This window comes from Oscillibacter sp. 1-3 (assembly GCF_000403435.2).
GTDB lineage: Bacteria > Bacillota > Clostridia > Oscillospirales > Oscillospiraceae > Oscillibacter.
The window spans coordinates 99058-114359 of sequence record NZ_KE159708.1; the positions used below are offsets into that span (position 1 = coordinate 99058).

Consider the following 15302-nt stretch of genomic DNA (forward strand, 5'->3'; position numbering starts at 1 on the left):
TTTGGCGTCTTTATGGCTTACTTCTTGCTCTCGGCCACAGCGACAGCCACGGCCACGGTAGCGCCGACCATGGGGTTGTTGCCCATGCCCAAAAAGCCCATCATCTCCACGTGGGCGGGGACGGAGCTGGAGCCGGCGAACTGGGCGTCGGAGTGCATCCGGCCCATGGTGTCGGTCATGCCGTAGCTGGCGGGGCCGGCGGCCATGTTGTCCGGGTGCAGGGTACGGCCCGTGCCGCCGCCGGAGGCCACGGAGAAGTACTTCTTCCCCTGCTCGTAGCACTCCTTCTTATAGGTGCCGGCCACGGGGTGCTGGAAGCGGGTGGGGTTGGTGGAGTTGCCGGTGATGGACACATCCACGCCCTCCAGGTGCATGATGGCCACGCCCTCGCGCACGTCGTCGGCGCCGTAGCAGCGGACATTGGCCCGCTCGCCCTCGCTGTACCGGGTCTCCTTGACCACCTTCACCTCGCCGGTGCCGTAGTCAAACTGGGTCTGGACATAGGTGAAGCCGTTGATGCGGCTGATGATCTGGGCGGCGTCCTTACCCAGGCCGTTGAGGATGACCCGCAGGGGCTCCTTGCGGGCCTTGTTGGCGTTGCGGACGATGCCGATGGCGCCCTCGGCGGCGGCGAAGGACTCGTGGCCCGCCAGGAAGGCGAAGCACTTGGTCTCATCCCGCAGCAGCATGGCGCCGAGGTTGCCGTGACCCAGGCCCACCTTGCGGTCCTCGGCCACAGAGCCGGAGATGCAGAAGGCCTGGAGGCCCTCGCCGATGGCCTCGGCGGCCTCGGCGGCGGTGGCCACGTTCTTCTTCAGCGCGATGGCGGCGCCTGCGCAGTAGGCCCAGCAGGCGTTCTCAAAGCAGATGGGCTGGATGCCCTTGACGATCTCGTAGGGGTCGAAGCCGGCGGCCTGGCAGATCTCCCGGCACTCCTCCACGCTCTTGATTCCGTACTGAGACAGGACGGAATTGATCTTGTCGATTCTTCTCTCGTAGCTTTCAAACAGAGCCATTTCTCAATTCCTCCTTTTCCTTACTCGTGACGGGGGTCGATATACTTGGCGGCCCCGTCGAACTGGCCGTAGTGGCCCTTGGCCTTCTCCAACGCCTCGTTGGCGTCGGTGCCCTTCTTGATGGCGTCCATCATCTTGCCCAGGTTCACGAACTCATAGCCGATGATCTCATCATCCTTGTTCAGGGCAATGCGGGTGACGTAGCCCTCGGCCATCTCCAGGTAGCGGGGGCCCTTGGCCTTGGTGCCGAACATGGTGCCAACCTGGCTGCGCAGGCCCTTGCCCAGGTCCTCCAGAGAGGCGCCGACGGGCAGTCCGCCCTCGGAGAAGGCGGTCTGGGTGCGGCCGTAGACGATCTGGAGGAACAGCTCCCGCATGGCGGTGTTGATGGCGTCGCACACCAGGTCGGTGTTCAGGGCCTCCAGCAGGGTCTTGCCGATGAGGATCTCGCTGGCCATGGCGGCGGAGTGGGTCATGCCGGAGCAGCCCAGGGTCTCAACCAACGCCTCCTCGATGATGCCGTCCTTGACGTTGAGGGTGAGCTTGCAGGCGCCCTGCTGGGGGGCGCACCAGCCCACGCCGTGGGTGAGGCCGGAGATGTCCTTGATCTCCTTGGCCTGGACCCACTTGCCCTCTTCGGGGATGGGAGCGGGACCGTGGTACGCGCCCTTGGCGACAGGGCACATGTTTTGCACTTCGGTAGAGTAGATCATGTTCGCGCATCCTTTCCTTGATATGTTTTTGCGAAGATCCGGCTTTCGCCGGAGGGCTCCGGGGAAATTTCCGAAAGTATTATATCGGTAAACGATTACCTTGTCAAGGCGGACTGGCTGATTCCGGAGGGTTTTTACCCTCTTAAATTTTGGGGCGGTTTCCTGTGGAAAATGACAAAAACGGAGATGCGGCGAGCCAAGAGGTATGCCCCTGCATGACGCAGACAGTATTCCGCAGGGTCATGAGCTCCATTCTAAGGCGGCGGCTTCCCCATTTTTACATTTCCGCCCATTCACCGTCACTGGCCGGCAGAGGGCTGCAGGACCCACCGGTGTTCCAGCGGAAGTGCCAGGGTGCTGGGGGAGAGGAATGGCCTGGTCAGGGGACCGGGCCCCACAAATCTTCTGCCGGAAGCGCCAGGGGATCGGAAGGCGGGCCGGGTCAGAGCCCGGCCCCTACAGGGTGTTCCGCAGGAAGTGCAGGGGGTATTGGGGGGGATGGCCTGCACAGGGTGCAGGCCCCACAGTTCTCTTGGAAGGAAATGGCCCGGTCAGAGGGCCAAACCCCATAAATCTTCTGCTGGAAGTGCTGGAAGCGGCGGGAGAATGGCCGGCAGAGGGCTGCTGGCCCCACAGTTCTGCCGAAAGAAGGCCGGTAGAATAGGGCACCATCTCACATGGACCCAGCCAGGCGCGAAGCGCGGGAAGAGAAGAAAGTCCTTGCGTCCACGCAGCAAATTTGCAGAGTACCCATCAATCGAAGGTAAAAGCTTCCGCGAGCTCCAAAAAGTCTTTTTCTCTTTTAGACCGTGCACGGCCCGTTTTCTCTTTTTCTGCGCGCAGAAAAAGAGAAAATGGGGGGTGCATCTGCCCAGCCATCATCATGGCTGAAATCCCCCCTCCGCTCATCAGGGCGAGAAAAAGCTCCCCCCGCCCGCAGGCGAGGGGAGCGGTGCAATCGGAATTTACAGCATATTCATCACATTGAACGCCAGAATCAACCCGGAAAACACGATGGACACCGTGGAGCACAGCTTAATCAGAATGTTCAGAGACGGACCGGAGGTATCCTTAAACGGATCGCCCACGGTATCGCCCACCACAGCCGCCTTGTGCTGCTCGGAGCCCTTGCCGCCGTGGTGGCCGGTCTCAATGTACTTCTTGGCGTTGTCCCAGGCGCCGCCGGCGTTGGACATGAACACCGCCATGGCAAAGCCCGTGACGGACACGCCGCCCAGCAGTCCCACCACGCCGGTGGGCCCCAGAATCAGCCCGGTGACGATGGGCACCACAATGGCCAGCACCGCGGGAGAGACCATCTCGCGCAGCGCACCCTTGGTGCAAAGACCCACGCAGGAGGCGTAGTCCGGCTCGGCCTTGTACTCCATGATGCCGGGGATCTCCTTAAACTGGCGGCGGACCTCCACTACGATGGACTGGGCCGCCTTCTGCACGGCGTTCATGGTCTCAGCGGTAAAGACAAAGGTCAGCATCGCGCCGGTGAACAGGCCGACCAGAACGGTGGGGCTGGTAAGGGTGAAGTTCAAAATCTCGTCGGTATTCTCCTGAACGATGTTGACGTAGCTGACCAGCAGGGCCAGGGCGGTCAGGGAGGCGGAGCCGATGGCAAAGCCCTTGCCGGTGGCGGCGGTGGTGTTGCCCAGGGAGTCCAGGGCGTCGGTCCGCTGCCGGACGGTCTCGGGCAGGCCGCTCATCTCGGCGATGCCGCCGGCGTTGTCGGCCACGGGGCCGTAGGCGTCCGTCGCCAGTGTGATGCCTAGGGTGGAGAGCATGCCCACGCCGGCAATGCCGATGCCGTAGAGGCCCTGGTTGAAGGCGCTTGTGAAGTGGCCCGCGCCGTCCACAATCTGGACGGTGCCGCCGGCGGCGAAGTAGCTCACCAGCACCGCCGCGGCCACGATGAGGATGGAGGTCATGGTGGATTTGAGGCCCAGGGAGATGCCGCCGATGATGATGGTGGCGGAGCCGGTTTCAGAGGCCGCCGCCAGCTCCTGGGTGGGCTTGTAGGTGTCGGAGGTGTAGTACTCGGTGAAATAGCCGATGGCGCAGCCGCCCAGCAGGCCGCAGAGGATGGCCACATACACGCCCCAGCTGCCCAGAATCCAGTAGGTCAGAGGGGCCGCCAGCACGGCAGCCAGCACGGCGGCGGTATAGGTGCCGGTGCGCAGGCTCTTCAGCAGGGACTCCTGGGTGGCGTCCTCCTTGGTCTTCACCAGGAAGGAGCCGAAGATGGAGCAGATGATGCCGCACACCGCCAGAGCCACCGGCAGCAGCATGCCGTTCCAGCCGTAGCCGCCCACGGCGCCCAGGGCGAAGGTGGCCAGAATGGAGCCCACATAGGACTCGTACAGGTCCGCGCCCATGCCGGCCACGTCACCCACGTTGTCGCCCACGTTGTCGGCGATGGTTGCGGGATTCCGGGGGTCGTCCTCGGGGATGCCGGCCTCCACCTTGCCCACCAGGTCCGCGCCCACGTCGGCGGCCTTGGTGTAGATGCCGCCGCCCACACGGGCGAACAGCGCCATGAAGGAGGCGCCCATGCCGTTCATGACCATGATGTTGCCCAAAGCGGCGGGGTCGTTGACGCCGAAGGCGCAGCGCAGGAGGAAGAACCACATGGTGATGTCCAGCATCCCCAGGCCCACCACGGTGAAGCCCATGACGGAGCCGGAGGAGAAGGCCACCCGCAGTCCCTTGTTCAAGCTCTCAGAGGCGGCCTGGGCGGTGCGGGCGTTGGAGTTGGTGGCGATCTTCATGCCGATGAAGCCGGCCAGCATGGAGAAAATGCCGCCGGTGACAAAGGCGAAGGGGGTGTACTTGGAGAGCATCTGCCCGCCGGTGGCGAAGGCCAGGATCAGCAGAATGACGAACACCACCACAAAGACCTTGAATACCGTTGTGTACTGCTGTTTCAGGTAAGCGTTTGCGCCGGCGCGGATATTGGCCGCGATTTTCTGCATCCGCTCGGTACCCTCGGAGTAGGACATGACCTTCTTGGCCTGCACAACCGCGAAAAGCCCGGCCACGACAGCGCCGATGAATCCGATCCAAAACAAATTTTCCATACTTCCACTCCTTTTGCGTTGTTACTAGGTTTTGACTGATAGTATTATTGTAGCATACGTGAACGTTTTTTCAAGTAAATCTTACGCTACATTTTACGCAAACGTTGTAACTTTTACCTTTTGCATAATTTCAAATGAACAGTTCGTGCAGATTGACCCAATTTCCGTAAATTTTTGCGCAAATTTTGAGGTTTTATAGCGCAAATTCCGTTAATTAGCTGACAAAAATCCAGGGAGCCCTTTGAGCTCCCTGGGGAAATGCAATATTTTGCGTAAAAAATTCAAAAGTTTTCGCAGAAATTTGCGCGACACGTCCTCTCTCAGACGACCAGCTGGAAGTCCGTGAAGACCCACCGGCCGTCCACGTAGGCGTAGGGAAAGGACCAGCACTCCAGCCCGGTGACATCGGTTCCGGTGCTGTCCAGCAGCTCCACGGACACCTCCAGAGAATAGGTCTGGCCGTCCAGCTGCACCGCCTCCACCTGGGATGCACCCTTGCCGCCGTCCCGGTCCCTGCCGGAGAAGGAGACGTGCAGCGCCCCGTCCACGTCCCGGTAGTAGGCCAGGGACAAAAGCCGGTCCGTCAGCTCGGCGGAAAACAGGTTCCGCAGGTAGGCGCGAAGATCGTCCATGGTCTCCATGCCGGGGTAGTCCACCTTATGGTAGGCCGTGCCGTCCAGGCGGACCGTCCCGCCGCTGCTCGGCAGAGGGGCCAGGTCAAACCAGGCGTAGGCCTCCTCCGCCCGGTAGTAGGCGGCCAGAATCTCCTCCTCCATCAGCGGGCGGGGCTCCGCCTCCAGCCGGGTGGCAGACAGGCCGCCGCTCTCCGGAGTCTGGACGGAAGCGGCGTCCTCTCCCGCCGCCGGAGCGGGCAAGGAGACGTTCCCGCAGCCAGGCAGCAGAAACAGCAGCAAAAGCCACTGACAGATCCATTTTTTCATCCCGCTCTCTCCTCTCTCTTCCCCCGGACGGCTCCGCCGGCCGGGGCTTTTTCTCTCTGTTTCAGCGTATCACATTTCGCTCCAAAATGCTACGGAAATTTTCCCTTTTTTTCGCTTTTTTTGCGGCGGGCGGCGTTGTGTTTTTCCGGCGGATCAGGTAAAATAAAACATTATGGATTTTGTGAGGAGGAAGACGGCGATGAGATTGGTATCCTGGAACGTCAACGGCCTGCGCTCCTGTCTGGGAAAGGGCTTTTTGGATTTCTGCGCCTTTGCCAATGCGGACGTGATCTGCCTGCAGGAGACGAAGATGCGTCCGGAGCAGGCGGAGTTCGACCTGCCGGGCTACGTCCGCTTCTGGAACTGCGCCGACAAGGCGGGCTATTCCGGCACGGCGGTCTTTACCCGGCGGCAGCCCCTGGCGGTGACGAACGACTTCGGCATTGACGAGCACCGCCACGAGGGACGGGTCATCACGGCGGAGTACCCGGCGTTCTATCTGGTGTGCTGCTATACGCCCAACTCCAAGGACCAGCTGGCCCGGCTGGATTACCGCATGGCCTGGGAGGACGACATCCGGGAGTACCTGCTGGAGCTGGACGGGAAAAAGCCTGTGATCTACTGCGGGGATTTGAACGTGGCCCACCGGGAGATCGACCTGAAAAATCCCCAGAGCAACCGGCGGAACCCCGGCTTTTCCGACGAGGAGCGGGAGAAGATGACCTGCCTGCTGGAGAGCGGATTTGTGGACACCTTCCGGGCGCTGTACCCGGACAAGACGGGGGCGTACTCCTGGTGGAGCTACCGCTTCAACGCCAGGAAGAATAACGCCGGATGGCGGATCGACTACTTCATCGTCTCCCAGAGGCTGCGGGAGCGAATCCGGGGAGCGGACATCTGGAGCGAGGTGACGGGGAGCGACCACTGCCCGGTGGTTTTGGAAATCGATATTTGACCGCGGGCCCTGCCCGGCGAAAAAATCCCGCCGCCGCGCATCTTGCCATTTGTCAAACAAGGCCCAGTCTCCCCGCAGAGAAAACCGCATAGCCCGAAGCGGCTTTCCCGCTTCGGGCTATGCGGCATTTCGGGATTTTTCAGCGCGGCCAGCGGCGGTCTCGGCCGTACGGCTGCGTGCCGAGGCGGTTGGCGCGGGCTCCGCTTCTCCCGCTCCCCGCAGAGTCAGCTCAAAAGGGCGTTCATCTCCTCAATCTCCAGGTCCTGGAGCGCCCAGTTGATGCCGTACCCGACCACCTTGCTCAGGTCTCGGACCTGCCGGTCAATATCCTGGGTCGTCACCATCAGGCTCTGTCCGCCGCCCCGCAGGGACTCGGGGTCGATATTCTCCACCCCGGACTCCTCCAGAAGGTCCGCCGCCAGCGTGGCAGCGTCCACCACCGTGGGAATGCCGACGGCCAGCACCGGCACGCCCAGGGTCTCCCGGTTCAGGGCCGCCCGGTGGTTTCCCACGCCGGAGCCGGGGATAATTCCGGTGTCCGAGAGCTGCACCGTGGCGCACACCCGGCCTACCCGGCGGGAGGCCAGGGCGTCCACGGCGATGACCAGGGCCGGCTGCACCTCCGCCACAAGCCCCCGCACCGCCTCGGCGGACTCCACGCCGGTGGTGCCCAGCACACCGGTGCGGAACACCGCCACGGGCCGGAAGCCCGCGAAGTGCTTGGGCATGGCGGCGATCAGGTGCCGGGTAATCAGGATATTGTCCGCCGCCAGGGGCCCCACGGCGTCCGGCGTCATGGCCTCGTTCCCCAGGCCGATGACAAGGACCGGCCCCTCCTCCGGCAGCAGCTCCTTGAGCTGGGACCCCACCGCCCGGACGGCCCGCTCGAAAAAGTCCGCCTTCCGCTGCCAGAAGGTGGTCAGATCAATGGTCAGATAGCTTCCCTGGGGCTTTCCCAGGGCCTTCTCCCCCCGCTGGTCCAAAATGTCCACCCGGGTCACCGGGTATCCCTCCCGCTTGGTCTTGGTGGCCTTGACGCCCGAGAGGCGGGTGGTCCGCTCGGCGGACTCCTGCCATAACTCCCGGGCCTCCAGGGCCAGGTCTGTGCGCTTTACCAACATACCGCTCTGCCTCCTGCACAAAATCTGGGGGTCTTCGCACTAGGTTTTGCGGCTGGGGATACAATATTCAAAAAATCACCGGAAATTGTAAAAAAACTCTTGCTTTTTTTTGACTTCCCTGCTAAAATATCATTCTGCACGGTGGGAATTTTGATTCTCCCCGAATAAATCTGCCTAAGGAGGAGGTGTTTGGTTTGCCGAATATCAAGTCTGCCAAGAAGCGTGTGCTCATCGGAGCCGCCAGAAACGCGCGCAACAAGGCCACGAAGTCCGCGCTGAAGACCGCCATCAAGAAGTTCGAGGCTGCTGCCGCAGAAGGCAATCGCACCGAGGCCGATGGCGCGTACAAGGTTGCGGTGAAGAAGGTCGATCAGGCGGTTGCCAAGGGCGTTCTGCACAAGAACACGGCCGCTCACAGAAAGAGCGCCATGACCCTGAAGCTCAACAAGATCGGCTGATTGTGCGAGTGAATGGAAAGGACATCCGTCGGATGTCCTTTTTTCATGCTCTGGGCTGATTTCCCGGAAGGGATTTGGTCCTTTTCTTTCACAGGAAATCGTGCTACAATGGAGCAAATGCTGACACAGGAGGCGCGCCATGACGCTGTTTGACACCCACGCCCACTATACGGACAACGCCTTTAACAGGGACCGGACCGAGCTGCTGGGGCAGCTGCTCCCGGCGGCGGGTGTGGCCGCTGCGGTGACCGCCGGGGTGGACGTGGAGAGCTCCCGGGCCTCCGTCGCCCTGGCGGAGGCGTATGATTATATTTACGCCGCCGCGGGCATCCACCCGGAGGACTGCGCCGGGGCCGGAGAGCGGGAGCTGGAGGAGATTCGGGTCCTGTGCCGGCGCCCCAAGACCGCGGCCCTGGGGGAGATCGGGCTGGACTACTACTGGGCGGAGAACCCGCCTAAGGAATTCCAGCAGGAGATTTTCCGCCGCCAGCTGGCTCTGGCCCGGGAGGTGGGGCTCCCCGTCATCGTCCACGACCGGGAGGCCCACGGGGACTCCCTGGCCATTGTGAAGGAGTACCCGGAGGTCACAGGGGTGTTTCACTGTTTTTCCGGCAGTCCCGAGATGGCGGAGGAGCTCCTCAGGCGGGGCTGGTATCTGGGCTTTGACGGGCCCATCACCTACAAAAACGCCAGGCGGGCGCCGGAGGTGGCGGCCATCACGCCGTTGGACCGGATTGTCATCGAGACGGACGCGCCGTACCTCTCTCCGGTGCCCAACCGGGGCAGGCGGAACGACAGCCGGAACCTGCCGTATATCGTGGAAAAACTGGCGGAGTGGAAGGGTGTGACGCCGGAGGAGATGGCGAAGATCACCTTTGAGAACGGACTGCGGCTGTTTCCGAAGGTCCGGATTTGAGGAAGCGCGGGATGCGGAAATTGCTGTTTTTGACGCTGGCCCTGCTGGTCTTGGGCGGGTGCGGAACGCCCGTACCGGAAGTGCCGGAACCACCGCCGGAAGAACCTCCGGCGGAAGAGGCGCTCTCCCTTCCGGAGACATGGCGGCTGGAGCCCCTCTCCGCCCCGGGCATTGTGACGGAAGGACGGGAGCCGGAGGAGGGCCGGGAACCGGTCATCCCCGTGGGAGACCGGGATTATCACAGGAACATGATGCGCTGGGTCTATGAGGGCGAGGCCGCTTTGCTGGCGGAGGCGCCGGAGGCGTACTTTTACGCCCTGCCCCGGACGGAGGAGCATCCGGAGACCGCCCTGATTCGCTGGGGGGAGAGCGCGGCGGAGTTCAACTGGTGCTTTTCCACGCCCCGCCAGTTCCTACCGGAGATGTACTGCTTTGACTTGGACGGCGACGGGGAGGACGAGCTGGTCGTCCTCTGCTACTCCGGCAGCGGCACCGGTGTCTCTGTCTGGGACCTCCACGTGGTGGAGAATAATGAGGACGGGACGCTGACGGACTACTCCACGTTCTACTATGCGGAGGGCGGGAATCCGCTGTGGAAGGGCGTTTCCTCTCTGCTGCGGCTGGAGCGGGCGGGAGACCGGGCCTTTCTGATCCTGGGCCGGGAGCTGGCGGAGGTGGATTCCGCCGCGCTTCCGGAGGAGGACCGGGCGCCGTCCGTCGGCGACACCATTCAGTTTGAGGTCTTTCCGGAGGAGTGCCGCATCCGGTTTTGGGGAGGGGTGGATGTGGTGCCCACCTGGTATATCGCGGACCTCTCCGCCGATGTGACGTATCAGGACGGCATATTCACCCTGTCGGGTTTTCACTTATACGGAAATTTTTAGAGGAGCGACAACCATGAAAAAGGGCTTTACTATCACCTACGAGTACGAGGGCAGCCTCTACGTCAACACCACCAACCGCTGCGACTACGCCTGCACCTTCTGCCTGCGGCACAACGAGTCCAGCGGCGGCAGCATCTACAACGACAACCTGTGGCTGGAGCGGGAGCCCACAAGGGAGGAGATTCTGGCCTCCATTGAGGGCTGGGATCTCTCCCGATTCAAGCAGCTGGTGTTCTGCGGCTTCGGCGAGCCCGCCTACCGGCTGGAGGACATCTGCTGGGTCATCGACCGGATGAAGGAGCACGGCACGAAGATCCCCACCCGCATGAATACCAACGGCACCGCCAACCTCATCCACGGCCGGGACACCTGCCCGGACTTTGCGGGGCGGTTTGACATGGTGTCCATCTCCCTGAACACCGACACGGCGGAGAAGTACGAGGCGCTGTGCCGCCCCCGGTACCCCGGGGCCTACGAGGCCATGAAGAGCTTTGCCAAGGAGCTCAGGCAGTACGTGCCCACGGTGATGATGACCGTGGTGGACACCATCCCGGCGGAGGAGATCGAGAACTGCCGGAGGATCTGCGAGGAGGAGATCGGCGCGGTCTACCGGGTGCGGGAGTATATCAAGGACTAAACCGCTCCCATACAATAGAAAAACCGCTCTCCGGGCGGAGAAGGAGAAGAGAGATGTTTCATTTACTGGGTACGCTGATTATGGGCGCGCTGGTGGGCTGGATCGCCGGGAAGCTGATGGACATGGAGGACGGGCTGCTGCGGAATATCGTGGTAGGCGTGGTGGGCTCCATGGTGGGCAGCTTTGTCTTTGGGCTGATCGGCTTCCGGGCCTACGGCACGATTGCCAACCTGATTGTTTCCGTGGTGGGGGCCTGCCTGTTCATCTGGATCGGGCGGAAGTTGTTTCACTGAGCCGGGCGGCGGTCCCTGCAGGGTTCCGAAGGAGCAAACGCAAATCGGGAGACGAAAAAAGAGCCGGGGCGGAGCATTTCCGTCCCGGTTCTATTGATCTTCCTTGTCCTGGGCAAAGAGGGCGTTGTAGTCCACTTTCAGGACTTCCACCAGTTTGTCAATCTCAAAAACCGAGAGGCTTCGCCGCCCGTTTTCCACCTTCCAGATCATTTCAGAGGTCATGTCGCAGTTGATCGTCTGCAAACGGGCGGCCAAATCTTTTTGAGATAATCCGCTCTCCATGCGGTAGTATTTGACCTTTTGACCGATATTCCGTTTTTTTGGCGTACTGCGATTCATCCTGTTCTCCATATATAGAGGATTTAACCTTGATTATATGGAGTATTTTGGTTTATAATAACCATATATGGATATTAAGGTGGATGCAGCAATGAAGGAAAAACGCCTCGCAAAACTGATAGAGACATATGGCCTCTCCGGTTTCACCCCCCAGCCCGCCAACCCGCACCTGCGGAATATCGCCAGAATCATTGCCGCCCGGCAGAGCGACCGGGAATGTGTGGAGACGCTCACAGAGTATCTCCTGCTGAACGGAATCTCCGTGGGGGACCAAGGGCCCGCGGACTTTTAGAATCACCGCAGGCGTGTCTGTAGGGGCCGGGCTCTGTCCCGGCCCGTCCGCCGGAAGCCTGGCATTTCCGGGAAAACGGGTATTTTCGGAAAATCTGGCTTTTTCGGGAAACCCGGCATTTCCGGGAAAACGGGCGGGGACAGAGCCCCGCCCCTACAAAGGCACGGCCGAAAATCAAAGGTCCGGACGATAAAACGCGCGGCTGGACATTTCCCCAAAGAACAGCTCCCTTGACTTCTCCCCTCCGGCGTGCTATTTTGAGAAAAACCGAAACGGGAGGGATTTTATGGCCCCGGGAGACCTGACCGTCCGCGCCGCCGCGCCGGAGGACGCCGCCGCCCTGCTGGAGATCTACGCACCCTATGTGGAGAAGACCGCCATTACCTTTGAGTACGCCGTCCCCTCCCCGGAGGAGTTCGCCGGACGGATCGCCCGCACGCTGGAGAGATACCCCTATCTCGCGGCGGAGGCGGAGGGGCGGATCATGGGATATGCCTATGCCGGTCCTTTCAAGGAGCGGGCCGCCTACGACTGGGCCGTGGAGACCACGGTCTACGTCCGGGAGGAGGCGAAGCGGCAGGGCGTGGGGCGGACACTGTACGCCGCGCTGGAGCGGTGCCTCGCGGCCCAGGGGGTTCTGAACCTCAACGCCTGCGTGGCCTGCCCGGAGCGGGAGGACGAATACCTGACGAGGGACAGCGTGGACTTCCACCGGCGCATGGGCTACCGGCTGGCGGGGGAGTTCCGCCAGTGCGGCTGCAAGTTCGGCCGGTGGTACAATATGGTCTGGATGGAGAAGCACATCGGGCTCCACCCGGCGGACCCGCCGCCGGTGAAGCCCTTTTCGGAGGTCCTCCGCCTGGGCCCTGCTTGATACATGGCGGAACGCGCAGCGGCGAGCCGCTCCGGAGCTTCCGGTGAAAAAGGATTGACATTTCGTGAAAAACAGCATATACTACGGCTTGCAAGGGAGTCCCCGGAAGGGGGCTGAGAGGAGGGTGTTACCCCTCGACCTCACCTGATTTGGATCATGCCAACGTAGGGATGCAGCTGTTCGCCGCCTTTTGCGGCGGTTTTCTCGTAATTGCGCGGGACGTCCCTGTGGGGACGTCCCGTTTTCGTTTGCCGAAAAAATTCCCCCAAGTGAAAACGGCGCGGGAAATCCCCAATGTCATTAAGTTAAGGAAATTTACCCAATAATGGGGTGCAGAAATATTTTGGATTCTAAGTGCTTAGCTGAAATCTAAGAACATTTTGATGCCCCATTATTTGGAAATTGGTCTTATCTTAATGACATTGGGGAAATCCCTCCCGGGTTTCAGGTCAAATCAACGCAGTCCTGACGGGAAAAGACGCCCCAAGGAGGCGTTTTGACGGTTTCCAAACAAGGCCCAGGCTTTGATGTTTAAGGAGGACATATTATGACGGTTTCCCAACGCCTGCGGGAGGCGGCCCGTCCCATCTGGGACCGGTGCCTGACCCACCCCTTTGTCGCCGGCATCGGCGACGGCACCCTCCCGGCGGAGAAGTTCCAATACTTCATGCTCCAGGACTACCTGTACCTCTTCGACTACGCCCGGGTGTTCGCCCTGGGGGTGGTAAAGGCGCGGGAAGCGGCGCTGATGCGCGTTTTCGCCCGGAATGTGGACGCCATTCTGGGCGGGGAGATGAACATCCACCGGGCCTACATGGAGCGTCTGGGCATTTCGGAGGAGCAGGTGCTGGCGGTGAAGCCCGCCCTGGACAACCTCTCCTACACCCACTATATGCTCTCCGTCGCCGAGCGGGGCGGGCCCATGGAGATCACGGCGTCCATTCTGGCCTGCTCCTGGAGCTACGCGGAGATCGGCCGGGCCCTGGCCGAGATTCCCGGGGCGGCGGAGCACCCCTTTTACGGCGAGTGGATTCAAGGCTATGCCTCGGAGGACTATAACGCTGCAAACCAGGCCCTCATTGACCTGACGGACCGTCTGGCAGCGAAGGCGGCGGAGTCGGAGCTGGCGTACCTGGAGGAGATTTTCGTCAACTGCAGCCGCTACGAGCTGGCGTTCTGGGACATGGCCTGGGAGATGCGGCCATGAAGGCGCTGGAGTTCGACCGCGTCTCCTACCGCTATCCGGAGGACGATTTTGACATCATCGACAATCTCAGCTTTTCCGTGGAGCCCGGGTCCTTCCACTGCATTGTGGGCGTCAGCGGGTGCGGCAAGAGCACCATTCTCCGCCTGACCTGCGGACTGCTGCGGCCCAGGTGCGGGCGCATCCTGGCGGGCGGCGCGCCCATTGAGGGGCAGTCCCGCTACTGCGGCTATATGCCCCAGCGGGATCTGCTGCTCCCCTGGCGCACCGTGGGGGAAAATCTGGCCCTGCCCCTGGAGATCCGGGGCGGGTACACCAGGGCGGAGCGGCGGGAGCTGGCGGAATCGGTCCTGGCGGACGTGGGACTGGCGGGCTGCGCCGGCAAGCTGCCGGGGGAGCTCTCCGGCGGAATGCGCCAGCGGGCGGCCTTCGCCCGCACCATGCTGGCGGGCAGCGATCTTTTGCTGCTGGACGAGCCCTTTTCCGCCCTGGACTTCCTCACCCGGATCTCCATGCAGGAGTGGCTGCTGGACCAGTGGGAAAAGCACAAAAAGACCATCCTCTTTATCACCCATGACGTGGAGGAGGCGGTCTTTCTCTCCGGCAGCGTGCTGGCGGTGGACAACACCCCCATCCGCCGCCTGGCGGAGATCCCCGTCCCGGCGGCGTATCCCCGGACCCGGGCGTGTTTTGCCCGGCCGGAGACGGTGGCCCTGCGGGAGGAGCTGATCGAAATGCTGAGAAGGCAGGTGGAGGTATGAACCGGGCCAATCGGGGCAGTCTGCCCGCGCTGATCTTTCTCTTTGCGCTGCTGGCCCTCTGGCAGCTGGGGGCCATGGAGGTGAACGCCGCCTATATCCTGCCCACGCCCCTCCAGATCCTCCGGCGGCTGTGGGAGCTGCGGCTCCCCCTCTTTACGGTCCACCTGCCCGCCACCATGGCGGTGACGGGACTGGGCCTTGCCATCTCTCTGGCGCTGGGCCTGGGGCTGGCGGCGGCCATGGACTGGAGCCCCCTGCTGCAAAAGTGCCTGTACCCCGTGGTGGTGGCCTCCCAGACCATCCCCACCACCGCCATTGCGCCGCTGTTCGTGCTGTGGTTTGGCTACGGTATCTGGAGCAAGGTGCTGGTGTCGGTGCTGATGACCTTTTTCCCCATCACCATTACGGTGTACGACGGCTTCCGCTCCGCCCGCACAGAGATGACGGAACTGCTGGAGACCTACGGAGCCACAAAATGGGACATCTTCCGCAAAATTAAGGTGCCCTGCGCCCTGCCCTATTTCTTCTCCGCCGTCAAGATGGCGGTGCCCATCAGCATCATCGGCGCGGCCATCGGGGAGTGGCTGGGGGCCCAGAGCGGTCTTGGGTACTTCTCCCGCCGGATGATGACCCAGCTGGACGGGGCGGGGGTGTTCGCCCCCATTGTGCTGCTCAGCGCCGTGGCCATGGCGGCGGCGGGCCTGGTGGGCCTGGTGGAAAAGCGGGTCGTGAAGTGGCGGGGCGAGAGCTGAGGAAACGGCAGAATATCGGGAGAGCGGCCGCCGGCCGCCCCCGGGATAACATTTGTGACG

At 62.1% G+C, this 15302-nt stretch carries 18 protein-coding genes and 1 riboswitch; of the genes, 11 read left to right on the forward strand and 7 right to left on the reverse strand.

What is annotated here, in order from left to right:
• Positions 1–17: 17 nt before the first annotated feature.
• The 5 genes from C816_RS10845 to C816_RS10860 all read right to left on the reverse strand — a co-directional run bounded on the left by C816_RS10845 (position 18) and on the right by C816_RS10860 (position 5756).
• Positions 18–1016, reverse strand: coding sequence for a GGGtGRT protein (locus C816_RS10845; RefSeq protein ID WP_016322432.1), 999 nt, complete (start codon positions 1014–1016; stop codon positions 18–20).
• Between the two features lie 20 nt (positions 1017–1036).
• Entirely contained in the window at positions 1037–1729 is a 693-nt protein-coding gene (locus C816_RS10850) for an iron-sulfur cluster assembly scaffold protein (protein WP_016322433.1), read from the reverse strand.
• A gap of 753 nt (positions 1730–2482) precedes the next feature.
• Positions 2483–2614: a hypothetical protein gene (locus tag C816_RS25335; RefSeq protein ID WP_256378405.1), complete on the reverse strand. Its 132-nt coding sequence runs from the start codon at positions 2612–2614 to the stop codon at positions 2483–2485.
• A gap of 80 nt (positions 2615–2694) precedes the next feature.
• Positions 2695–4815 carry a sodium-translocating pyrophosphatase gene (locus tag C816_RS10855; protein ID WP_016322434.1) on the reverse strand — a complete coding sequence of 707 codons (2121 nt, stop codon included), beginning with the start codon at positions 4813–4815 and terminating at the stop codon, positions 2695–2697.
• A 320-nt stretch (positions 4816–5135) separates the two neighbouring features.
• Entirely contained in the window at positions 5136–5756 is a 621-nt protein-coding gene (locus C816_RS10860) for a hypothetical protein (RefSeq protein WP_016322435.1), read from the reverse strand.
• A gap of 199 nt (positions 5757–5955) precedes the next feature.
• Here C816_RS10860 and C816_RS10865 point away from each other — a divergent pair, with 199 nt between their 5' ends.
• Positions 5956–6711, forward strand: a complete 756-nt coding sequence (locus C816_RS10865) for an exodeoxyribonuclease III (protein ID WP_016322436.1) — start codon at positions 5956–5958, stop codon at positions 6709–6711.
• A 224-nt stretch (positions 6712–6935) separates the two neighbouring features.
• On the opposite strand, the gene gpr is transcribed toward C816_RS10865, so the two are convergent.
• Positions 6936–7832, reverse strand: coding sequence for a GPR endopeptidase (gene gpr / locus C816_RS10870; RefSeq protein WP_016322437.1), 897 nt, complete (start codon positions 7830–7832; stop codon positions 6936–6938).
• Positions 7833–8026: 194 nt separating this feature from the next.
• Here gpr and rpsT point away from each other — a divergent pair, with 194 nt between their 5' ends.
• From rpsT to C816_RS10895, 5 genes are all read left to right on the forward strand, one after another.
• Positions 8027–8290 (forward strand): 30S ribosomal protein S20, encoded by a 264-nt coding sequence (gene rpsT / locus C816_RS10875; RefSeq protein ID WP_016322438.1) that lies wholly within the window; start codon positions 8027–8029, stop codon positions 8288–8290.
• A gap of 139 nt (positions 8291–8429) precedes the next feature.
• On the forward strand, positions 8430–9206 hold the full coding sequence (locus C816_RS10880; protein ID WP_016322439.1) for a TatD family hydrolase: 777 nt from the start codon (positions 8430–8432) through the stop codon (positions 9204–9206).
• 11 nt (positions 9207–9217) lie between these two features.
• Complete coding sequence (locus C816_RS10885; protein WP_016322440.1) at positions 9218–10090, forward strand: hypothetical protein; 873 nt, start codon at positions 9218–9220, stop codon at positions 10088–10090.
• Positions 10091–10103: 13 nt separating this feature from the next.
• Positions 10104–10727, forward strand: a complete 624-nt coding sequence (locus C816_RS10890; protein ID WP_016322441.1) for a TatD family nuclease-associated radical SAM protein — start codon at positions 10104–10106, stop codon at positions 10725–10727.
• A gap of 53 nt (positions 10728–10780) precedes the next feature.
• Entirely contained in the window at positions 10781–11020 is a 240-nt protein-coding gene (locus C816_RS10895) for a GlsB/YeaQ/YmgE family stress response membrane protein (RefSeq protein WP_016322442.1), read from the forward strand.
• Positions 11021–11110: 90 nt separating this feature from the next.
• Here the strand turns inward: C816_RS10895 and C816_RS10900 are convergent, their stop codons facing one another.
• The gene (locus C816_RS10900; RefSeq protein WP_016322443.1) at positions 11111–11359 is read right to left on the reverse strand and encodes a helix-turn-helix domain-containing protein; all 249 of its coding nucleotides are present in this window, start codon (positions 11357–11359) and stop codon (positions 11111–11113) included.
• Positions 11360–11450: 91 nt separating this feature from the next.
• On the opposite strand from C816_RS10900, the gene C816_RS10905 reads away from it, so the two are divergent.
• The 5 genes from C816_RS10905 to C816_RS10925 all read left to right on the forward strand — a co-directional run bounded on the left by C816_RS10905 (position 11451) and on the right by C816_RS10925 (position 15242).
• Entirely contained in the window at positions 11451–11651 is a 201-nt protein-coding gene (locus C816_RS10905) for a hypothetical protein (RefSeq protein WP_016322444.1), read from the forward strand.
• A 286-nt stretch (positions 11652–11937) separates the two neighbouring features.
• Positions 11938–12525, forward strand: coding sequence for a GNAT family N-acetyltransferase (locus C816_RS10910; protein ID WP_016322445.1), 588 nt, complete (start codon positions 11938–11940; stop codon positions 12523–12525).
• A gap of 82 nt (positions 12526–12607) precedes the next feature.
• Positions 12608–12714, forward strand: a riboswitch (TPP riboswitch).
• Positions 12715–13072: 358 nt separating this feature from the next.
• A complete protein-coding gene (gene tenA, locus C816_RS10915; RefSeq protein WP_016322446.1) occupies positions 13073–13732 on the forward strand; it encodes a thiaminase II in 660 nt (219 codons plus the stop codon).
• Entirely contained in the window at positions 13729–14490 is a 762-nt protein-coding gene (locus C816_RS10920; RefSeq protein WP_016322447.1) for an ABC transporter ATP-binding protein, read from the forward strand. Before tenA ends, C816_RS10920 begins: the two co-directional genes overlap by 4 nt.
• Positions 14487–15242: an ABC transporter permease gene (locus C816_RS10925; protein WP_016322448.1), complete on the forward strand. Its 756-nt coding sequence runs from the start codon at positions 14487–14489 to the stop codon at positions 15240–15242. The genes C816_RS10920 and C816_RS10925 overlap by 4 nt, the downstream gene beginning before the upstream one ends.
• The last annotated feature ends 60 nt before the right edge of the window (positions 15243–15302 follow it).

Excerpts from the sequence above, each read along its gene's own strand:
- C816_RS10845 (WP_016322432.1), bottom strand. The coding sequence starts at position 1,016 with ATGGCTCTGTTTGAAAGCTACGAGAGAAGAATCGACAAGATCAATTCC.
- C816_RS10850 (WP_016322433.1), bottom strand. The coding sequence starts at position 1,729 with ATGATCTACTCTACCGAAGTGCAAAACATGTGCCCTGTCGCCAAGGGC.
- C816_RS25335 (WP_256378405.1), bottom strand. The coding sequence starts at position 2,614 with ATGATGATGGCTGGGCAGATGCACCCCCCATTTTCTCTTTTTCTGCGC.
- C816_RS10855 (WP_016322434.1), bottom strand. The coding sequence starts at position 4,815 with ATGGAAAATTTGTTTTGGATCGGATTCATCGGCGCTGTCGTGGCCGGG.
- C816_RS10860 (WP_016322435.1), bottom strand. The coding sequence starts at position 5,756 with ATGAAAAAATGGATCTGTCAGTGGCTTTTGCTGCTGTTTCTGCTGCCT.
- C816_RS10865 (WP_016322436.1), top strand. The coding sequence starts at position 5,956 with ATGAGATTGGTATCCTGGAACGTCAACGGCCTGCGCTCCTGTCTGGGA.
- gpr (WP_016322437.1), bottom strand. The coding sequence starts at position 7,832 with ATGTTGGTAAAGCGCACAGACCTGGCCCTGGAGGCCCGGGAGTTATGG.
- C816_RS10880 (WP_016322439.1), top strand. The coding sequence starts at position 8,430 with ATGACGCTGTTTGACACCCACGCCCACTATACGGACAACGCCTTTAAC.
- C816_RS10885 (WP_016322440.1), top strand. The coding sequence starts at position 9,218 with ATGCGGAAATTGCTGTTTTTGACGCTGGCCCTGCTGGTCTTGGGCGGG.
- C816_RS10890 (WP_016322441.1), top strand. The coding sequence starts at position 10,104 with ATGAAAAAGGGCTTTACTATCACCTACGAGTACGAGGGCAGCCTCTAC.
- C816_RS10895 (WP_016322442.1), top strand. The coding sequence starts at position 10,781 with ATGTTTCATTTACTGGGTACGCTGATTATGGGCGCGCTGGTGGGCTGG.
- C816_RS10900 (WP_016322443.1), bottom strand. The coding sequence starts at position 11,359 with ATGAATCGCAGTACGCCAAAAAAACGGAATATCGGTCAAAAGGTCAAA.
- C816_RS10905 (WP_016322444.1), top strand. The coding sequence starts at position 11,451 with ATGAAGGAAAAACGCCTCGCAAAACTGATAGAGACATATGGCCTCTCC.
- C816_RS10910 (WP_016322445.1), top strand. The coding sequence starts at position 11,938 with ATGGCCCCGGGAGACCTGACCGTCCGCGCCGCCGCGCCGGAGGACGCC.
- tenA (WP_016322446.1), top strand. The coding sequence starts at position 13,073 with ATGACGGTTTCCCAACGCCTGCGGGAGGCGGCCCGTCCCATCTGGGAC.
- C816_RS10920 (WP_016322447.1), top strand. The coding sequence starts at position 13,729 with ATGAAGGCGCTGGAGTTCGACCGCGTCTCCTACCGCTATCCGGAGGAC.
- C816_RS10925 (WP_016322448.1), top strand. The coding sequence starts at position 14,487 with ATGAACCGGGCCAATCGGGGCAGTCTGCCCGCGCTGATCTTTCTCTTT.